Here is an 18049-nt window from a genome sequence, read left to right on the forward strand (position 1 = left end):
CTGATAGCGTGAGCACTGCGGTGGCCAGGCAATAGCGCGCAGCACCCTAAGGATAGAGGGGCTTTCGCCCCTCTTTTTAGGTCATTACGTCAGGTCTTACGTATTACCACCAGATTTCCATCTGGGCACCGAAGGTCCACTCATCAGAGTCGCCACGGCTGAAGGTTTTCGCGGAAGTGTCGCTGTACGCTACGCCAGAATCATAACCAGTACCGGAGTCGCTGTTCGCGTAGCCCCATTTCTCATCCCACTTCGCGTAGGTTGCGAAGACACGGATAGCCGGACGGGACCAGATGCTGTCGCCTGCCTGCCATTGTTGTGCCAGGGTGATTTTGTACTGGCTGTTGGTATCGTCAGTTTTCTGAGATTTGACGTTGTCGTAGCCAACTTCCAGCAAGGTGCTCATGATTGGCGTCCATTTGTACATAGGACGAACACCGACGGTCCACCATTTGGTGCCGTTGTTGTTATCCAGGTTGATGTCCTGGTACATGCCCACGTACATCAGGTCCCAGGAGTCGCCCAGAGAGATCGCACCGTGGTCCAGCACGCGCCACATGTCACCGTTGTTGTTGATGCTACCACCTTCAGGACGGCCTTTACCGTTGGAGGTCATAGAGTCAGTTGCGTATTGCAGAACGAACTTGTTGAAGCCCTTCAGCATACTTTGGGTATGTTCAGCGGTGAACATCCAGCCGTCTTTAGACGCGCCAGGTTGCAGGTAGTAGTCGTCTGGAATGTTGGTGTGACCGTAGTCAACACCGAACTCCAGCGTACCGCCTTCGTTGACCTGCATCTGTGCTAAACGGACGTCGAAGACATCGTTCGGTACCAGGTTGTCATAAATACGGTTACCCAGTGCATCACGGTCAGCGAAGGTCGCAGAACCGCCCGATTCAGAAGAACGGGTCGCTGCCAGAGAAAGTTTACCGAAGCCCAGATCGATGTTTTCGATACCCGCACCAGGACCAGAAATATCCCAGTAGTAGAAGTCGATCATGTGGACGTCATGACGTTGATAGAAACGCTTACCTGCCCAGATGGTAGAACCTGGCAGTGCGTCGATGAGGTTTTTACCCTGCACGTTAGCTTCACGGAAAGCCGGGCTGGTGGATTCCCAGTCGTTCTGCTGAGAAACGGAATACGCTACGTTAGTATCGAAATAGAAGCTCTTATCGCCTTCTTTCCATACTTCCTGGCCCAGTTTTAACTCGGCATACGTTTCACATTCGTTACCAAGACGGTATTTACTTTGAGCACCTGTTGCCTGGAAACATTGTTGTTCACCGCCACTCCCGGTCCAGCCAATGCCGGAACGAGCATAACCTTTAAAGTCTACGGCTCCTGCCTGGGCAGACAGGATGCCTGCCGCAATGGCGATCGCCAGAGGGACTTGTTTGCGCAGAGTAATCATCATTCTATCTCCTGAGATCATTGCTTTTCTTTGAACACTTCACCTGATGGTTTCGTGTCTTTTATTGGGATTGCTTAAACGCCTGGCTCTTTGTGCAGCCGACGACATGCAGTGCCATCCTCACGGAACAGATGGCAACGCTCTGGCGGCAAGCCGATAGCGAATGTGGCACCCTCTTCTACCAACACCACGTCATTCTGGCGGTAAACCAGGTTCTGACGGATGGCGGGGATCTGGATATGAATCTGTGTTTCGTGACCAAGCTGTTCTACAACCTGAACTTCACCTTCCAGCGTCACATCAGCGATGTGGCTCGGCAGTAAATGTTCAGGGCGAATTCCGAGGGACATATTCGCCCCTACCTGTACGTTGGCGCTGTCAACGGGCAGCCAGACTTGCTGGCGGTTTGGCAGCTCCACCTGTACCTGTTCAATCGCGGTGGCTGTCACTTTAACCGGCAGGAAGTTCATCTTTGGCGAGCCAATAAAGCCCGCAACAAAGCGGTCTGCCGGGTAGTGATAAAGCTCCAGCGGTTTGCCCACCTGCGCCACACGACCGGCATCCAGCACCACAATCTTGTCGGCCAGCGTCATCGCTTCGACCTGATCGTGGGTGACGTAAATCATGGTGCGACCAAGACGCTTGTGCAGACGGGAAATTTCGATACGCATCTGGACGCGCAGTGCGGCATCCAGGTTAGAAAGAGGTTCATCAAGCAGGAACACGCGCGGTTCCGCCACCAGCGTACGGCCAATTGCCACACGTTGACGCTGACCACCGGAGAGCGCTTTTGGTTTACGCTCCAGCAGGTGAGCCAGCTGTAAAACTTCGGCGACCTGAGTCACACGCTGGTTAATCACCTCTTTTTTCGCCCCTGCCAGCTTCAGGCCAAATGACATGTTTTCGGCAACGGACAGGTGTGGATAAAGTGCATAAGACTGGAACACCATGCCTACACCACGTTCGGCAGGCGGGATGTCGTTCATACGGGTTTCACCAATGAACAAATCGCCACTGGTGATCGTTTCAAGACCGGCAATCATACGCAGCAGAGTAGATTTACCGCAGCCTGATGGGCCAACAAACACCACAAACTCACCTTCGGTGATGTCCAGATTGATGTCTTTCGACACCACTACGTCGCCCCAGGCTTTCGTTACATTACGCAGCTGTACGCTCGCCATGCCCTTCTCCCTTCGTTACAACCTGTCACCGACAGAAACATTCAAGATAAGTTCACTATGGGGTATCCATAACTTTCGTGAATCCTCCACCCCCGGCTTTTTTATGGGGGAGGAGACGGGAGGATGAGAGAGCAGGCTCTGCGACCGCGTCTGGGGCGCTGATACTAAAATCGTGAAGCGGCCTGCAAAATTCAGTGTGTTTTTATGTGCGCCAGCACTCATAACTTAAATTTATGCAACAGAGATCACACAAACAGGGGGTGGGGCGTAGGGCTCAGGAGGATGGAAAGAGGATGTCAAATAAGGAGACTGAGTCACGTTGAACCACCTCAGTGTATCCACGAGCACATCACCAAAAAAGGATGGCAGATATGAAGATCAAGACTGGCGCACGCGTTTTCGCATTGTCCGCCCTGGCAGCAATGATGATTTCCGCACCGGCTCTCGCCAAAATTGAAGAAGGTAAGCTGGTTATCTGGATTAACGGCGATAAAGGCTATAACGGCCTGGCCGAAGTGGGTAAAAAATTCGAGAAAGACACGGGTATCAAAGTCACCATTGAACACCCGGATAAACTGGAAGAGAAATTCCCACAAGTTGCTGCAACGGGCGATGGCCCGGACATCATCTTCTGGGCGCATGACCGTTTCGGCGGTTACGCACAATCTGGCCTGCTGGCTGAAGTTACGCCAGACAAAGCGTTCCAGGACAAACTGTTCCCGTTCACCTGGGATGCCGTTCGCTATAACGGCAAGCTGATCGCCTACCCAATCGCGGTTGAAGCCCTCTCTCTGATCTACAACAAAGACCTGGTGCCAAACCCACCGAAAACCTGGGAAGAGATCCCTGCTCTGGATAAAGCGCTGAAGGCGAAAGGTAAATCTGCGCTGATGTTCAACCTGCAAGAACCGTACTTCACCTGGCCGCTGATTGCCGCCGACGGTGGTTACGCGTTCAAATTTGCAAACGGCAAGTATGACGTGAAAGACGTGGGCGTGGACAGCGCTGGCGCGAAAGCGGGTCTGACCTTCCTGGTTGACCTTATCAAGAACAAACACATGAACGCTGATACCGATTACTCCATCGCGGAAGCTGCGTTCAACAAAGGCGAAACCGCGATGACCATCAACGGTCCGTGGGCCTGGACCAACATCGACAAGAGCAAAATCAACTACGGCGTAACGCTGCTGCCAACGTTCAAAGGCAAGCCGTCTAAACCGTTCGTTGGCGTGCTGAGCGCAGGTATCAACGCCGCCAGCCCGAACAAAGAGCTGGCGAAAGAGTTCCTGGAAAACTACCTGCTGACCGATCAGGGTCTGGATGAAGTGAACAAGGACAAACCGCTGGGTGCTGTTGCGCTGAAATCCTTCCAGGATCATTTAGCAAAAGACCCACGTATCGCGGCCACCATGGATAACGCCCAGAAAGGCGAAATCATGCCGAACATCCCACAAATGGCCGCATTCTGGTATGCCACCCGTACTGCGGTCATTAACGCCGCAAGCGGTCGTCAGACTGTTGATGCTGCGCTGAAAGATGCTCAGGGCCGTATCACCAAGTAAGTCAGAAAAACGGCGGGTGGCGCTTGCGCTTACCCGCCCTACGACTACGGCACGATCCGTAGGTCAGGTAAGCGCAGCGCCACCTGACAATAAGTTTTCACCGTTGTAGAGGAAGAACCCCATGGATGTCATTAAAAAGAAACACTGGTGGCAAAGTGACACACTGAAATGGTCAGTGATTGGTCTGTTATGCCTGCTGGTGGGCTACTTGATTGTTTTAATGTACGTACAGGGGGAGTACCTGTTCGCCATCGTGACGCTGATTTTAAGCTCTGCTGGCCTGTATATTTTCGCTAATCGTAAAGCCTATGCATGGCGTTACGTTTATCCGGGGGTCGCCGGGATGGGGCTGTTCGTCCTGTTCCCGCTGATTTGTACCATTGCTATCGCCTTTACTAACTACAGCAGCACCAACCAGCTGGCGCAAGAACGCGCAACGCAGGTGCTTCTGGATCGCTCATACCAGGCGGGTAAGACCTTCAACTTCGGCTTGTATCCTGCGGGTGATGAGTGGAAGTTAGCACTCACTGACGAAGAGAGCGGTAAAAGCTTTGTTTCCGACACGTTCAAATTCGGCGGCGAACAGAAGCTGGCCTTAAAAGAGGCCGCCCTGCCGGAAGGTGAACGCGCCAACCTGCGAATCATTACCCAGAACCGCCTGGCACTGACCCAGTTGACTGCCATGCTGCCCGATGAAAGCAAAGTGACCATGAGTTCACTGCGCCAGTTCTCCGGCACTCAGCCGCTTTACACACTGGCCAATGACGGCACGCTGACTAACAACCAGAGCGGCGTGAAATATCGCCCGAACAACGACATTGGTTTCTATCAGTCCATCACTGCCGATGGCAAATGGGGTGATGACAAACTCAGCCCGGGCTATACCGTGACCATCGGCTGGGACAACTTTGCCCGCGTGTTTACCGATGAAGGCATTCAAAAACCCTTCTTCGCCATCTTTGTCTGGACGGTCGTCTTCTCGGTGCTGACCGTGATCCTGACCGTTGCCGTGGGCATGGTGCTGGCGTGTCTCGTACAGTGGGAATCCCTGAAAGGCAAAGCGATTTACCGCGTGCTGCTTATCCTGCCGTATGCCGTACCATCGTTTATCTCGATTCTGATTTTCAAAGGGCTGTTTAACCAGAGCTTCGGTGAAATCAACATGATGCTGAGCGCACTGTTCGGTATCAAACCGGCCTGGTTCAGCGACCCGACAACGGCCCGTTCGATGATTATCATCGTGAACACCTGGCTTGGTTATCCGTACATGATGATCCTGTGCATGGGCCTGCTGAAAGCCATCCCGGACGACCTGTACGAAGCCTCGGCAATGGATGGCGCTGGCCCGTTCCAGAACTTCTTTAAAATCACGCTGCCGCTGCTTATTAAACCGCTGACGCCGCTGATGATTGCAAGCTTTGCTTTTAACTTTAACAACTTCGTACTGATTCAGCTGTTGACCAACGGCGGCCCTGACCGTCTTGGCACCACAACGCCCGCAGGCTATACCGACCTGCTCGTGAGCTACACCTACCGTATCGCCTTCGAAGGTGGCGGTGGTCAGGACTTCGGTCTGGCGGCGGCGATTGCCACCCTGATCTTCCTGCTGGTAGGCGCTCTGGCGATTGTGAATCTGAAAGCTACACGAATGAAATTTGACTAACTGGAATCACCAGGCGTCATTGGCGCAGCCAGTTTGGACGCTGCCAGCGCGCAAGAACCGGAGCGTACACGAAGTACGTGAGGATTCTGAGCACTGCCAGCGTTCAAAATGGCAAGCAAAATAGCCTGGAGCGGTGTTAAGGAGTAAAGAAGACTATGTCTATGGTTCAACCCAAATCTCAGAAATTGCGCCTCTTCGCGACGCATTTAGGCCTGCTGATATTTATCGCGGCTATTATGTTCCCGCTGCTGATGGTCATCGCCATCTCCCTGCGCTCGGGTAACTTTGCGACAGGTAGCCTGATCCCGGATGAAATCTCCTGGGAACACTGGAAGTTAGCGCTTGGCTTTAGCGTGGAACATGCGGATGGCCGCGTCACGCCGCCACCGTTCCCGGTGCTGCTGTGGCTGTGGAACTCGATAAAAATCGCCGGGATCACCGCGATTGGTATCGTAACGCTCTCAACCACCTGTGCGTATGCTTTCGCCCGTATGCGCTTCCCGGGCAAAGCTACACTGCTGAAAGGGATGTTGATTTTCCAGATGTTCCCGGCGGTACTGTCTCTGGTCGCCTTGTATGCCTTGTTTGACCGCCTTGGGCAGTATGTGCCGTTTATCGGCCTGAACACGCACGGCGGCGTGATCTTCGCCTATCTTGGCGGTATCGCACTGCATGTGTGGACCATCAAAGGGTATTTCGAAACCATCGACAACTCGCTGGAAGAAGCGGCGGCGCTGGATGGCGCAACCCCATGGCAGGCGTTCCGTCTGGTACTGCTGCCACTGTCGGTGCCTATCCTGGCGGTGGTGTTTATCCTGTCGTTTATCGCCGCTATCACCGAAGTGCCGGTCGCGTCTCTGTTACTGCGCGATGTGAACAGCTACACCCTGGCGGTAGGGATGCAGCAATACCTCAACCCGCAAAACTACCTGTGGGGCGACTTTGCTGCGGCAGCTGTACTCTCTGCCATCCCGATTACCGTGGTGTTCCTGCTGGCGCAGCGCTGGCTGGTTAACGGCCTGACGGCGGGCGGTGTAAAAGGCTAAGTTTCATTGTGTTATGCCACTGCAACCCTCAACTTTGACGTATTGTATTGACCCAACTTGTGACTGTTGTTAGGCGCTCTTCGGAGCGCCCTTTTTTTATTCTCGTTTCAGCCGTTTAGAGTTGCACAGCCAGAGGGTGATAACCAAAAGCAGGATCGCCGCCGAGTAGATCAGCACATCCAGGGGAGATTTATGATCGACGATGATCAGCCGCACTATCGCCGTGATCCCAATGTAGACAAAATAGCGTAGCGGGAAGTGAAAGCCTGACTGAAAATACTTCACAATCAGGGCGATAAATTCAAAGTAGAGAAAGTAGACCACCAGTCCTTCTACCAGCGCATATTTGCTGGTTTGTTCAGGGGCGAACAGCACATCCGCCAGATGCACCGTTTCTTTTCCCAGAAAGACGACCAGTATCAGACCAAGGCTCAGCAGACCGAGATTCAGCACGGTCTGGAGGATTGTTGAGATAAACTCAACGCGCGGACGAGTCAGGGATGTCATACAGCACCTCATTCTCCAGGGCGAGGTTCCTGTATAACGCAAAAATGTGACGGAGATCTATATTTTTTGTTTATGTTTTGTCCGCATGAGCATTCTTGCCGGGCGGCACTGCGTTTGCCCGGCCTACAAAAAACACTATCGTAGGCCCGGTAAGCGCAGCGCCACCGGGCAAACAAACATCAGCGGAAGTTAATGTTCTTATCGCTGGTCATGTCGTACAGCTGGAACTTACGCCCAAGCTGCTGGCCACCGTCACGCGTGAGTGGCGTCCAGCCGATTGCCGCGCGGCTGCGCGTCGCACTGGTGGAGAACAGATCCAGCGGAATCGATACATACACCCCTTTGGTGAAGTCCCCTTCCCCGTATTCATCCGGTGACACGTTGGTGATAGTGGCATAACCGCCCACCACAACACCGCTGTCGAAGTGTTTAGAGATATCCAGCGTACCGCCTTTATCCCCCGCCAGATACTGCCCGACGCTGGCTTTGACCAGCACATCCGGGGCGAACGATGGCGTCCAGTAGGCCGTCAGATGGCCTGTTTTAACGCTGTAATCGGTGAACTTCATCATGTCCTGCGCACTGCGCCAGTCACGCTGTTTCACGTAGTTGGCATCCACTCCAAACGCCCAGTTGCTGTCAACAGGACGGTAAAGCACCTCTGCCCCCGCGCCGCCGTACATGGTTTCCAGATAGCCACCGTACACCTGGCCGTAGAAACCGTTGCCGAAGTACTGGAAGTAGTTCGCCTGGAGGTTATTCACATAGGCATTATTCTGCACGTACTCACGCACGCGTGTACGCACGCGCGGCAGCTTCGAGTCGTTTGGCGGGTTGGTGTAGTTGAATTTGTCGTAGTTGTTGGCGATGTTGCCAAACAGACTACCAGTGGTCAGCAGATGGTCAGTAACCCACAGATCCGCCGTGGCCATTACACCCAGCTGATACATGTAGAAGTTTTCCGGCCCGCCGACGGACTGGTTCAGCACCGGATCGATATGGAAATCAAAGCGCGATTTATCGATATACCAGCCCTGCTCGGTGGTATCAGGCACAACGGGCTCAATGCGTTTTTGCACCAGCTCGGTTTCATGGCCCAGCGGTTCACCTTCCAGATGGCGTTTCAGGCTGGCCACATCCGTTTCCGTGGTCACCTGCGGTAAGTTAAGGCGGTTTTCCGTGACGCGGATCGTGCGGATCCCGTCCGGCAGATCGTTCATGATTATCCGGTTGGCGCGCTCGATCCCTTCACGCGAGTCGCGGTATTTCACCTGCTCGCCGGTGACGTAAAGTGTGTCGCCTTTCACCTGAATTTTCGGATCCGCCAGGCCCGCGTTGTATTTCAGCAGCGTAAGCTGGTTGGCCACCACGGAGTGCTGAATAATGGCGTCCTGCGGCTCGGGCTGATACGCAGGCCGTGCATTGTCGTTGTAATGCGGCCGCATATCATTGAAGTTGGTGCGCAGGGTGAAACCAAACATCACGGTGTTACCGCGCTCATAGCTGAGGTTAACGTCGGCCCAATCGGTGACGCGGTAAATGGCGCCGACGTTAAACTTGCTCTTCTGCTCAATCTTCCCGGCGAAATCGTCGCTGTAGTTATTCCCTTCGTACTCCAGCTTGAGGCGTAATGGCTGCCACGGCGTCTGGTATTCTACGCCGCCAAACAGTGAGGCTGGGCCATGGAACATCTGGTCGCCGTTGATGGAGCCGGCTTTCTGGTAGCTGTTGTCGCGATAACAATATTTGTCGCTGTAGGAGCAGAACGGGTTTTTCACGTTACTGCTGGTGCCGAGATACCCCCAGCCCATACCCAACGAGAAATCAAACGGGCCCCAGGCTTTGCTGGCAACAATATACTCCGCATCAAACAAGCCCGTACCGCCGATATCCCGCGCCCCCACGGACACTTGTGGCATCCAGTAGCTCTCTTCCCATAATCGCAGTTTGACGTCGAAAGCTTTATCTTTGTATGTCTGGTCGCCGGAGAATGCCTCTACGCTGCTGTATTTTTTGGTGCGCACATCGGTATAACGCAGCGTGGTTTCAAGCCATGGAAACAGCTGCACAGAAGCAGAGTAATAGCGGTACTGATCGTTATCGCGATAGTTAAGGCTCAGTTCCCCTTCACGCGCCATGCGTGCCGTGGGCGTTTGCATTAACCCGACACCGCCGAAGTCCGATTGCGATGGACCAACAGGCGCCGGATACGTTTCTGCATGGCAGGCAGCGCTAACGCACAGCGCTAACATGCTGTAGAGATAAGTTCTTTTCATTAATCCGGTATCCGCTGCATCAGGGTGTGAAGGATATCGGCGTTGAGTCCGTCATATGCCTTCGTCCAGAAGTGGTCGGCAAAGCCGACAAAAATCACGCTGCCGGGCATGGGCTCGATATGGCGTTTGTTCCAGTAGGCCACGGGGACTTTTTGCGTGCGCCCGTCGGGATAAACTACCCAGGCGTAGCTGTTATCCGCGCCGCTTAACACGCTCTGCTCGTCAAGGTAACTCGCCACATCGCGCCCTGGCGTGAAGGGCTTTTTACCCGGACTGCTGACAAGCCCCATCACGGTGATGGTTGAAGGCTGAGCCGGAAGCCAGAGCGTGTACTCCCCTTCGAGCGTTGGGTTGCCGTTCTCTGCCACTCTCACCGCATCCGGGTCGAGATTGATCTGCTGGCGGCCGGTTATCTTCAGCGTCTGCATCTGCTGGCGAACGCTGTTGAGTGCCGCCGCGTCATCGCCATCTTCCTGTTCTGCAAGGCCGGTAAGCCTTGCGAGCAACGCGCGCTGTTTTTGTTCTGCCAGCACCGTTGCCTGACGCTCGCTGATAACAGCCCCGGGCCACCAGCTGTTTGCAAGCCTTGGCTGACCGACAAGATCAAGCAGATGCCCGGCATTGGTTAAGGTTTTGGGTTGTGTGCTGTCAGGCGTGTAAACCTTCACCGTGCCCGCAGACCAGGCCAGCGGCGCGGCAAGGCACAGGATCAGCGCCATGCTAGTGCGGATTTTCATGGTTTCGCCGCCTTGATCAGAGTGGTTTTTACCGGGAAGAAATTAGCGCCGAGGTACTGTAGTGACTGGCGTATCTGCCCTTCTTCATCCACCCAGTAGCGGTTATGCCAGCTTGCCTGGTCGGTCGTGACCGCTTCATCCAGCACGCGAACCTGGGTTTCATCACTGCCGACCCTTACGCTGTCCGTACCGTCCCAGCGGAATACAGAGTGTGCCGTGGCGTAGCGCACCTGTTTGTGTTCCGTCCAGCCCATCGTGCGTGTCCAGCTTGCGCCGTCGGTTACCTGATTCGGCTTGATGAGCGGGTCGGCCGCAAGGTTGTTGACCTCAAGCAGGTTGTCGCCGCCGAGCAGCGTTTTTACGATGCGACCATGCTGCGTCACGATGGTGGCCTGATCCTGCGTCACCCATTTCTGCTGCCCGTTTTCATCGAAAGCGAGCACCACAAACAGTTGTGGGCCATCGTTTAACTGCATGTACTGGCTGGCATAAGGCATGTTCTGGATATCGTCATCAGTAAGATGGACGCCAGGCGTACCAAACAGGCTGTCCCACAGCGAATTCCCCAGCCCTTTAGTGGTGGCTGAGCACGCCTGCAAGAGCAGGCAAATCATGATGATTGCAGGTCGCTTCACGACTCTTCTCCGAAGGGGCGAAATAACCACACCGAAGTGTGGTTATGATTAAAACACCCGGTATTACTGGGTGCTGGTCGTCGTGGTGGTCGTGGTTCCGGTATTGGAGCCATCACCGCCACCGGTTGCCGCCAGCGCGACACCCACGGCTGAACTTACGGTGCTGGTGCTGGCTGCGGTAGAACTCCCCGCAGACGCAGACGTCGCTGCCGACCCTGCCGCTTCCCCGACCTGAACCGGAGCCGCATATACAGATGTCGCCGCAAGCGCAGATATGGCAAAAATGCCATACAGTACTTTCTTCATAACAATTTCCCTTCATTGAATGAATGGAGATGTGCCCAAAAAGAATTTCGAGCGGAATCGAGTATACACAACTAAAGCAGAGGGATTGCCGTGCAGGTAAATAGAGAGGGGGTTTTCAGAATATTGGATATTTGCGACACACAACAATAATTAAATAAATATAAATTACATTATATTCATAAAGTTATAATAAGTTATTACCGGTTTCATTCTCCGTATATTCCTAAAATAAACCGCAGTAATTAACAGGTTAATGGACTTTTTCAGATTAAACTCAGAACAGTAATTTGAGTTAAATAACAGACATCAGGAATTATCCGATAAAAAAATGCCGGCATTTCGCCGGCATTTTTCATGACATATTAATTATGCACGCCATGCTTTATAACGGTTAATCAAACCATTTGTAGAACTGTCGTGGCTGTTAATCGCTTTGTCGTCACCCAGCTCTGGCAGAATGCGGTTTGCCAGCTGTTTGCCCAGCTCAACGCCCCACTGGTCAAAGGTGAAGATGTTCAGGATCGCGCCCTGAGTAAAGATTTTGTGCTCATACAGGGCAATCAGCGCACCCAGGCTGAACGGGGTGATTTCGCGCAGCAGGATAGAGTTGGTTGGACGGTTGCCTTCGAACACTTTGAACGGCACAACGTGATCCAGGGTCGCCGGATCTTTACCCTGGTCGCGGTATTCCTGTTCAACCACGTCGCGGGACTTGCCGAACGCCAGCGCTTCAGTCTGAGCGAAGAAGTTAGACAGCAGTTTCGGATGGTGATCCGACAGCGGGTTATGAGTAATAGCAGGCGCGATGAAATCGCACGGTACCATCTTGGTGCCCTGGTGGATCAGCTGGTAGAACGCATGTTGGCCGTTGGTGCCTGGCTCGCCCCAGATGATTGGGCCAGTCTGGTAGTCCACGGCATTGCCGTTACGGTCAACGTATTTACCGTTGGATTCCATGTTGCCCTGCTGGAAGTAGGCAGCAAAGCGGTGCATGTACTGGTCGTATGGCAGGATGGCTTCGGTTTCAGCGCCAAAGAAGTTGTTGTACCAGATACCAATCAGCGCCAGCAGCACTGGCAGGTTTTTCTCAGGCGCGGTGGACGCGAAGTGTTTATCCATCGCATGTGCGCCGGAAAGCAGCTCAACGAAGTTGTCAAAGCCAACAGACAGGATGATGGACAAACCGATTGCAGACCACAGAGAGTAACGGCCACCAACCCAGTCCCAGAACTCGAACATGTTTGCCGTGTCGATACCGAACTCGCCAACCGCTTTACCGTTGGTAGACAGCGCGGCGAAGTGTTTCGCTACGTGCTTGTTGTCACCTGCGGTTTCCAGGAACCAGTCACGCGCGCTATGGGCGTTGGTCATGGTTTCCTGCGTGGTGAAGGTTTTAGACGCCACCAGGAACAGGGTGGTTTCCGGATTCACGTTCTTCAGCACTTCAGCGATGTGTGTACCATCAACGTTAGAAACGAAGTGCATGTTGAGGTGGTTTTTGTACGGGCGCAGCGCTTCGGTCACCATGAATGGACCGAGGTCTGAACCGCCGATACCGATGTTCACCACGTCAGTGATAGCTTTACCGGTGTAACCTTTCCAGCTACCAGAGATGATCGCTTCAGAGAAGGCTTTCATCTTCTCCAGCACCGCGTTCACTTCCGGCATCACATCTTTGCCATCGACGATGATTGGAGTATTGCTACGGTTACGCAGTGCAACGTGCAGCACAGCGCGGTCTTCGGTGCGGTTGATCTTCTCACCAGAGAACATGGATTTAATGGCATCGCTGAGCGCGGTTTCTTTCGCCAGATCCTGCAATTTTGCCAGTGTCTCTTCGGTAATGCGGTTTTTGGAGAAGTCCACCAGCATCAGGTCGTCGAAGGTCGCGGAGAACTTGTTGAAACGATCGGCATCTTTCGCGAACAGATCCGCGATAGTGACGTCTTTCATTTCATCAAAATGTTTCTGTAGTGCCTGCCAGGCAGCGGTCTGCGTTGGGTTGATGTTTTTCATTAGCAATACTCTTCTGATTTGAGAATTGTGACTGCGGTCGATTGTAGCGCCTGCAAATAAAAATTGTGATGGTTTTTATGCCATTGCCCTGGCCTGCATCAAACGCAGGTGAAAAGACCCGAAAAGTATAGCTGCTAAAACCTGCCCCCGAGGGGGTTGAATGTCGTTCAGAACGTCCTGATTTGCAGAATAAAATAGCGGCTTGTTATAAGTCCTGTTACTGAGGGGTGCCCCCCCATGAAAAATCCGCATAATCCCAGCATTGACAGGACCTCCCCCACATTTTATTTATAGGGCCGTATTTGCGCCTGCACCTGTTTTCGTTTCATTCTTGTGCCAAGGTCGCTTTATTCATTCCCTGACACGAGGTTGTTATGACGAGTTTTGTGGTCGCTAAGTTTGGCGGCACCAGTGTGGCTGATTACGATGCCATGAACCGCAGCGCCGATGTGGTGCTAGCCGATCCGAATGCCCGCCTGGTGGTGCTTTCTGCATCCGCTGGCGTGACGAACCTGCTGGTTTCTCTGTCTGAAGGACTGGAAGCGACAGAACGTTTCGTTAAGCTGGATGCACTGCGCAAAATTCAGTTCGACATCCTTGAACGCCTGCAGAACCCGAACGTCATCCGCGAGGAAGTGGAACGTCTGCTGGAAAACATCACCACCCTGGCAGAAGCCGCCTCTCTGGCAACCTCCACCGCCCTGACCGACGAACTGGTCAGCCATGGTGAACTGATGTCCACTCTGCTGTTTGTGGAAATCATGCGCGAACGTAACATTCAGGCGCAGTGGTTTGACGTTCGTAAAGTGATGCGTACCAGCGATCGCTTTGGCCGCGCCGAACCGGACGTTGAAGCGCTGGCCGAGCTGACTACTCAGCAGCTGGCACCACGTCTGGCAGAGGGTATCGTTATCACCCAGGGCTTTATCGGTAGCGAAGCGAAAGGCCGTACTACAACGCTTGGCCGTGGTGGCAGCGACTACACCGCCGCACTGCTGGGTGAAGCACTGCACGCTACCCGTGTGGATATCTGGACTGACGTTCCGGGCATTTACACCACCGACCCGCGCGTCGTTTCCGCAGCGAAACGAATTGATGTGATCGCATTTGAAGAAGCGGCGGAAATGGCCACCTTCGGCGCGAAAGTGCTGCACCCTGCAACGCTGCTGCCAGCCGTGCGCAGCGATATTCCGGTGTTCGTCGGCTCCAGTAAAGATCCGAAAGCGGGTGGTACGCTGGTCTGTAAAAAAACGGAAAACCCACCGCTGTTCCGCGCGCTGGCCCTGCGTCGCCGCCAGACGCTGGTGACGCTCCATAGCCACAATATGCTGCATTCCCGCGGTTTCCTGGCGGAAGTGTTTAGCATTCTGGCACGCCATAATATCTCCGTGGATCTGATCACCACCTCCGAAGTGAGCATCGCGTTGACGCTGGATACCACCGGTTCAACTTCTACTGGCGATACCTTGCTGACGCAATCGCTGTTGATTGAGCTGTCGGAGCTGTGCCGTGTGGAAGTCGAAGAAAACCTGGCGCTGGTTGCCATCATCGGTAACAAGCTGTCACGCGCCTGTGGCGTGGGTAAAGAGGTCTTCGGCGTGCTCGACCCGTTCAACATCCGCATGATTTGCTACGGTGCATCCAGCTACAACCTTTGCTTCCTGGTGCCGGCCGATCAGGCAGAGCTTGTCGTGCAAAAACTTCATCAGAATTTGTTTGAATAAAATTCGTTAGCACGATAAACAATATCTATAAGCTGGGCACAGACCCGGCTTTTTCATAACTAAACAACACGACAATACTGCAAGGAATTAACTATGTTATCCGCCATCACCCGGCTGTTCCCGTTATGGGCACTGCTGCTCTCTGTACTCGCGTATTACACCCCCACCAGCTTCACGGGCATCGGCCCCTGGGTCACCACGCTGCTGATGCTGATTATGTTCGGCATGGGCGTGCACCTGAAAATTGACGACTTTAAACGCGTGCTGTCGCGCCCTGCACCTGTCGCGGCGGGTATTTTCCTGCACTATCTGGTGATGCCGCTCGCGGCCTGGCTGCTGGCAATGGCCTTTAAGATGCCGCCAGATTTATCCGCCGGGATGGTGCTGGTGGGCAGCGTGGCAAGCGGTACGGCATCCAACGTGATGATCTATCTGGCGAAAGGCGATGTTGCGCTCTCCGTGACCATCTCGTCCGCGTCTACTCTCGTGGGCGTGATTGCCACACCGCTGTTAACCCGCCTGTATGTCGATGCACATATTCAGGTAGACGTAATGGGGATGTTGCTCAGCATTCTGCAAATTGTGGTGATCCCGATTGCACTGGGGCTGGTTATCCACCATCTGTTCCCGCGCCTGGTGAAGGCGGTCGAACCCTGTCTGCCGGCGTTTTCGATGGTCTGTATTCTGGCAATCATCAGCGCCGTGGTAGCAGGCTCCGCCTCGCACATTGCGTCTGTCGGCTTTGTGGTGATCATTGCTGTGGTACTGCATAACACCATTGGCCTGCTGGGCGGCTACTGGGGTGGCAAACTGTTCGGCTTTGACGAATCTACCTGCCGCACGCTGGCGATTGAAGTGGGAATGCAAAACTCTGGCCTGGCAGCGGCACTCGGTAAAATCTACTTCTCGCCGCTGGCCGCCCTGCCTGGCGCGTTGTTCTCCGTCTGGCATAACCTTTCAGGCTCCCTGCTGGCAGGTTACTGGTCTGGTAAACCCATCGAAGAACAACCGAAAAAAGATGTGGTGAAACAAGGTTAATTTCCGCCACTTGTTTTACACTGAAGCCTCTTCCACATGAGGCTTCAGCGATGGCGACACAACGATTGACCCAGCAAGAGATGACAGAAGCCGAGCAGCGTGAACTCAAGACGCTTCTCGACCGCGCCCGTATCGCCCATGGCCGCACACTGACTAACGGCGAAACCAATCAGGTAAAAAAAGAGTACATCGACAAACTGATGGAACAGCGTGAAGCAGAAGCAAAAAAAGCCCGCAAGTTGAAGAAACAGCAGGCTTATAAACCCGATGCAGAGACGACTTTTTCCTGGTCGGCAAACACCTCTACCCGGGGACGGCGCTGATTAGCGCCCTTTCTTTTTGCGCCCAGGCTGGGTAAAGCGTTTTCCGTTAGCCGGTTTACCTCGCCCTTTATCTTCTGCCTGCGGGGCTTTCACCACCGGGCGTTTAACCGCCTGAGCCTTCGGTTTGGCTTTCGCTTTTGGTTTCGCTTCAGAAGATGAATCCTCAATCAGCTTGAACAGCTCAATCAGCTCGTCACCGGTTAAATCACGCCACTCACCCAATGGAATACCGGACAGGCTGACGTTCATGATTCGGGTGCGTTCCAGCTTCGTCACGTCATAACCGAAGTGCTCGCACATACGGCGGATCTGGCGGTTTAAGCCCTGTACCAGCGTAATGCGAAACGCAAACGGGGCTTCTTTCTTCACCTTACACTTTTTGGTAACGGTGCCCAGAATCGGCACGCCAGCGCCCATTCCACGGATAAACTCGTCAGTGACCGGTTTATTCACCGTGACGATGTACTCTTTTTCGTGGTCGTTTCCGGCACGCAGAATTTTGTTTACCAGGTCGCCGTGGTTGGTGAGAAAAATCAGCCCCTGAGAGTCTTTATCCAGTCGGCCAATCGGGAAGACACGGCTGCTGTGGTTAACGAAATCAACAATGTTGTCCCGCTCGCCATCTTCCGTGGTACTGACGATACCAACCGGTTTATTCAACGCGATAAACACCAGGTCTTCGGCATCGCGGGGTTCGATGACCTGACCATTCACTTTGACCACATCGCCAGGTACCACCTGGTCGCCGATGGTGGCGCGTTTGCCGTTGAGGAACACGTTACCCTGTTCAATGTAACGGTCAGCCTCGCGACGTGAGCAGATCCCGCTCTCGCTAATGTATTTGTTTAATCGGGTTGATTGAGTTGGCAGCATAGTTTCTCCTGTAGAGGCGAAATATACCTTAGGTTTGGGCTGGTAAAAAGATTAGCCGATGGTAACTGAGACAGGTTTTCCAAGTTTACTTAGCATCATGACCAGAGTATCGAGCGTGAACTTGCTGGTTTTGAGGTTAACCACATCCGAAACACGTGGACGAGAGACATTTAGCATGGCTGCAGCATCAGCCTGACGGAGCTTATTATCAGCAATCCATGCGGAGATCTCCTGCATCAGTTGTCGCTTGATGGCCAGCAGTTGTTCAACTTCTTTATCAGCATCCTTTTGCAGCCGTTTTGCTTCACTCGCTTCAAAGCCCAGCTCGGAAAATATGTTGGTTTCTGCCGCCGTAACATGGCGAATTTTAGTATCAACACCTTTACTCATTTTCGATTATTCCTCGCATCAATCACTGCCTGCAAACGGGCTTTAGCGATGTGCTTATCCTGTCCGGAAGTCCGCTGTGTTTTCTTCATAAAGCAATGCAGCACATATACCGCATCTTCAAAACGGGCCAAATAGAGAATTCGATAAGCGCCCGTATGGCTTCTAAGCCGTATTTCAGCAACGCCTTTACCGATTTCCGGCATCGGCTTCCAGTCAGCGGCCTCTAACCCGGCTTGCAGGCGGTGTAACTGAAAACCTGCGTCTTTGCGGATGACCTCAGGAAAGCTGAGTAAATCGTCAAATGCACTCCCTATCCATGCGATGGGTCGCATCGCTGGCCTTTCTGAAAGCATAA

At 53.5% G+C, this 18049-nt stretch carries 17 protein-coding genes; 6 read left to right on the forward strand and 11 right to left on the reverse strand.

Translation table 11 applies throughout. The features are described from left to right. Window positions 1-103: 103 nt before the first annotated feature. The gene (locus ACS603_RS16200; RefSeq protein ID WP_182063286.1) at window positions 104-1417 is read right to left on the reverse strand and encodes a maltoporin; all 1314 of its coding nucleotides are present in this window, start codon (window positions 1415-1417) and stop codon (window positions 104-106) included. Window positions 1418-1488: 71 nt separating this feature from the next. Next, the gene (gene malK, locus ACS603_RS16205) at window positions 1489-2598 is read right to left on the reverse strand and encodes a maltose/maltodextrin ABC transporter ATP-binding protein MalK (RefSeq protein ID WP_182063285.1); all 1110 of its coding nucleotides are present in this window, start codon (window positions 2596-2598) and stop codon (window positions 1489-1491) included. Between the two features lie 371 nt (window positions 2599-2969). On the opposite strand from malK, the gene malE reads away from it, so the two are divergent. The 3 genes from malE (at window position 2970) to malG (ending at window position 6869) form a co-directional block, all read left to right on the forward strand. Further along, window positions 2970-4160, forward strand: coding sequence for a maltose/maltodextrin ABC transporter substrate-binding protein MalE (gene malE / locus ACS603_RS16210; RefSeq protein WP_182063284.1), 1191 nt, complete (start codon window positions 2970-2972; stop codon window positions 4158-4160). A 121-nt stretch (window positions 4161-4281) separates the two neighbouring features. Then, window positions 4282-5823, forward strand: coding sequence for a maltose ABC transporter permease MalF (gene malF / locus ACS603_RS16215; RefSeq protein ID WP_182063283.1), 1542 nt, complete (start codon window positions 4282-4284; stop codon window positions 5821-5823). Window positions 5824-5978: 155 nt separating this feature from the next. Further along, on the forward strand, window positions 5979-6869 hold the full coding sequence (gene malG / locus ACS603_RS16220) for a maltose ABC transporter permease MalG (RefSeq protein WP_182063282.1): 891 nt from the start codon (window positions 5979-5981) through the stop codon (window positions 6867-6869). Window positions 6870-6965: 96 nt separating this feature from the next. On the opposite strand, the gene psiE is transcribed toward malG, so the two are convergent. From psiE to pgi, 6 genes are all read right to left on the reverse strand, one after another. Next, complete coding sequence (gene psiE / locus ACS603_RS16225) at window positions 6966-7376, reverse strand: phosphate-starvation-inducible protein PsiE (RefSeq protein WP_000202963.1); 411 nt, start codon at window positions 7374-7376, stop codon at window positions 6966-6968. Window positions 7377-7555: 179 nt separating this feature from the next. Beyond that, the gene (locus ACS603_RS16230; RefSeq protein ID WP_474944562.1) at window positions 7556-9652 is read right to left on the reverse strand and encodes a YjbH domain-containing protein; all 2097 of its coding nucleotides are present in this window, start codon (window positions 9650-9652) and stop codon (window positions 7556-7558) included. Next, a complete protein-coding gene (locus ACS603_RS16235; RefSeq protein ID WP_474944563.1) occupies window positions 9652-10389 on the reverse strand; it encodes a capsule biosynthesis GfcC family protein in 738 nt (245 codons plus the stop codon). Before ACS603_RS16235 ends, ACS603_RS16230 begins: the two co-directional genes overlap by 1 nt. Then, complete coding sequence (locus ACS603_RS16240; RefSeq protein WP_474944564.1) at window positions 10386-11024, reverse strand: YjbF family lipoprotein; 639 nt, start codon at window positions 11022-11024, stop codon at window positions 10386-10388. The genes ACS603_RS16235 and ACS603_RS16240 overlap by 4 nt, the downstream gene beginning before the upstream one ends. A gap of 63 nt (window positions 11025-11087) precedes the next feature. Next, window positions 11088-11330 carry an exopolysaccharide production protein YjbE gene (yjbE, locus tag ACS603_RS16245; RefSeq protein ID WP_013095034.1) on the reverse strand — a complete coding sequence of 81 codons (243 nt, stop codon included), beginning with the start codon at window positions 11328-11330 and terminating at the stop codon, window positions 11088-11090. A gap of 366 nt (window positions 11331-11696) precedes the next feature. Beyond that, window positions 11697-13346, reverse strand: a complete 1650-nt coding sequence (pgi, locus tag ACS603_RS16250) for a glucose-6-phosphate isomerase (protein ID WP_182063278.1) — start codon at window positions 13344-13346, stop codon at window positions 11697-11699. Between the two features lie 374 nt (window positions 13347-13720). On the opposite strand from pgi, the gene lysC reads away from it, so the two are divergent. The 3 genes from lysC to ACS603_RS16265 all read left to right on the forward strand — a co-directional run bounded on the left by lysC (window position 13721) and on the right by ACS603_RS16265 (window position 16431). Then, entirely contained in the window at window positions 13721-15070 is a 1350-nt protein-coding gene (lysC, locus tag ACS603_RS16255; protein ID WP_182063277.1) for a lysine-sensitive aspartokinase 3, read from the forward strand. A 93-nt stretch (window positions 15071-15163) separates the two neighbouring features. Beyond that, complete coding sequence (panS, locus tag ACS603_RS16260; RefSeq protein ID WP_182063276.1) at window positions 15164-16108, forward strand: ketopantoate/pantoate/pantothenate transporter PanS; 945 nt, start codon at window positions 15164-15166, stop codon at window positions 16106-16108. Window positions 16109-16158: 50 nt separating this feature from the next. Further along, on the forward strand, window positions 16159-16431 hold the full coding sequence (locus ACS603_RS16265) for a YjbD family protein (RefSeq protein WP_474944565.1): 273 nt from the start codon (window positions 16159-16161) through the stop codon (window positions 16429-16431). On the opposite strand, the gene rluF is transcribed toward ACS603_RS16265, so the two are convergent. From rluF to ACS603_RS16280, 3 genes are read right to left on the reverse strand one after another with little or no spacing between them, the layout of a single operon-like run. Next, complete coding sequence (rluF, locus tag ACS603_RS16270) at window positions 16432-17304, reverse strand: 23S rRNA pseudouridine(2604) synthase RluF (RefSeq protein ID WP_182063274.1); 873 nt, start codon at window positions 17302-17304, stop codon at window positions 16432-16434. A 51-nt stretch (window positions 17305-17355) separates the two neighbouring features. Further along, entirely contained in the window at window positions 17356-17694 is a 339-nt protein-coding gene (locus tag ACS603_RS16275) for a helix-turn-helix domain-containing protein (protein ID WP_182063273.1), read from the reverse strand. Further along, the gene (locus ACS603_RS16280) at window positions 17691-18047 is read right to left on the reverse strand and encodes a type II toxin-antitoxin system RelE/ParE family toxin (protein ID WP_182063272.1); all 357 of its coding nucleotides are present in this window, start codon (window positions 18045-18047) and stop codon (window positions 17691-17693) included. The genes ACS603_RS16275 and ACS603_RS16280 overlap by 4 nt, the downstream gene beginning before the upstream one ends. Window positions 18048-18049: the final 2 nt, after the last annotated feature.

Source organism: Enterobacter sp. Li2LvB3 (genome assembly GCF_056156645.1).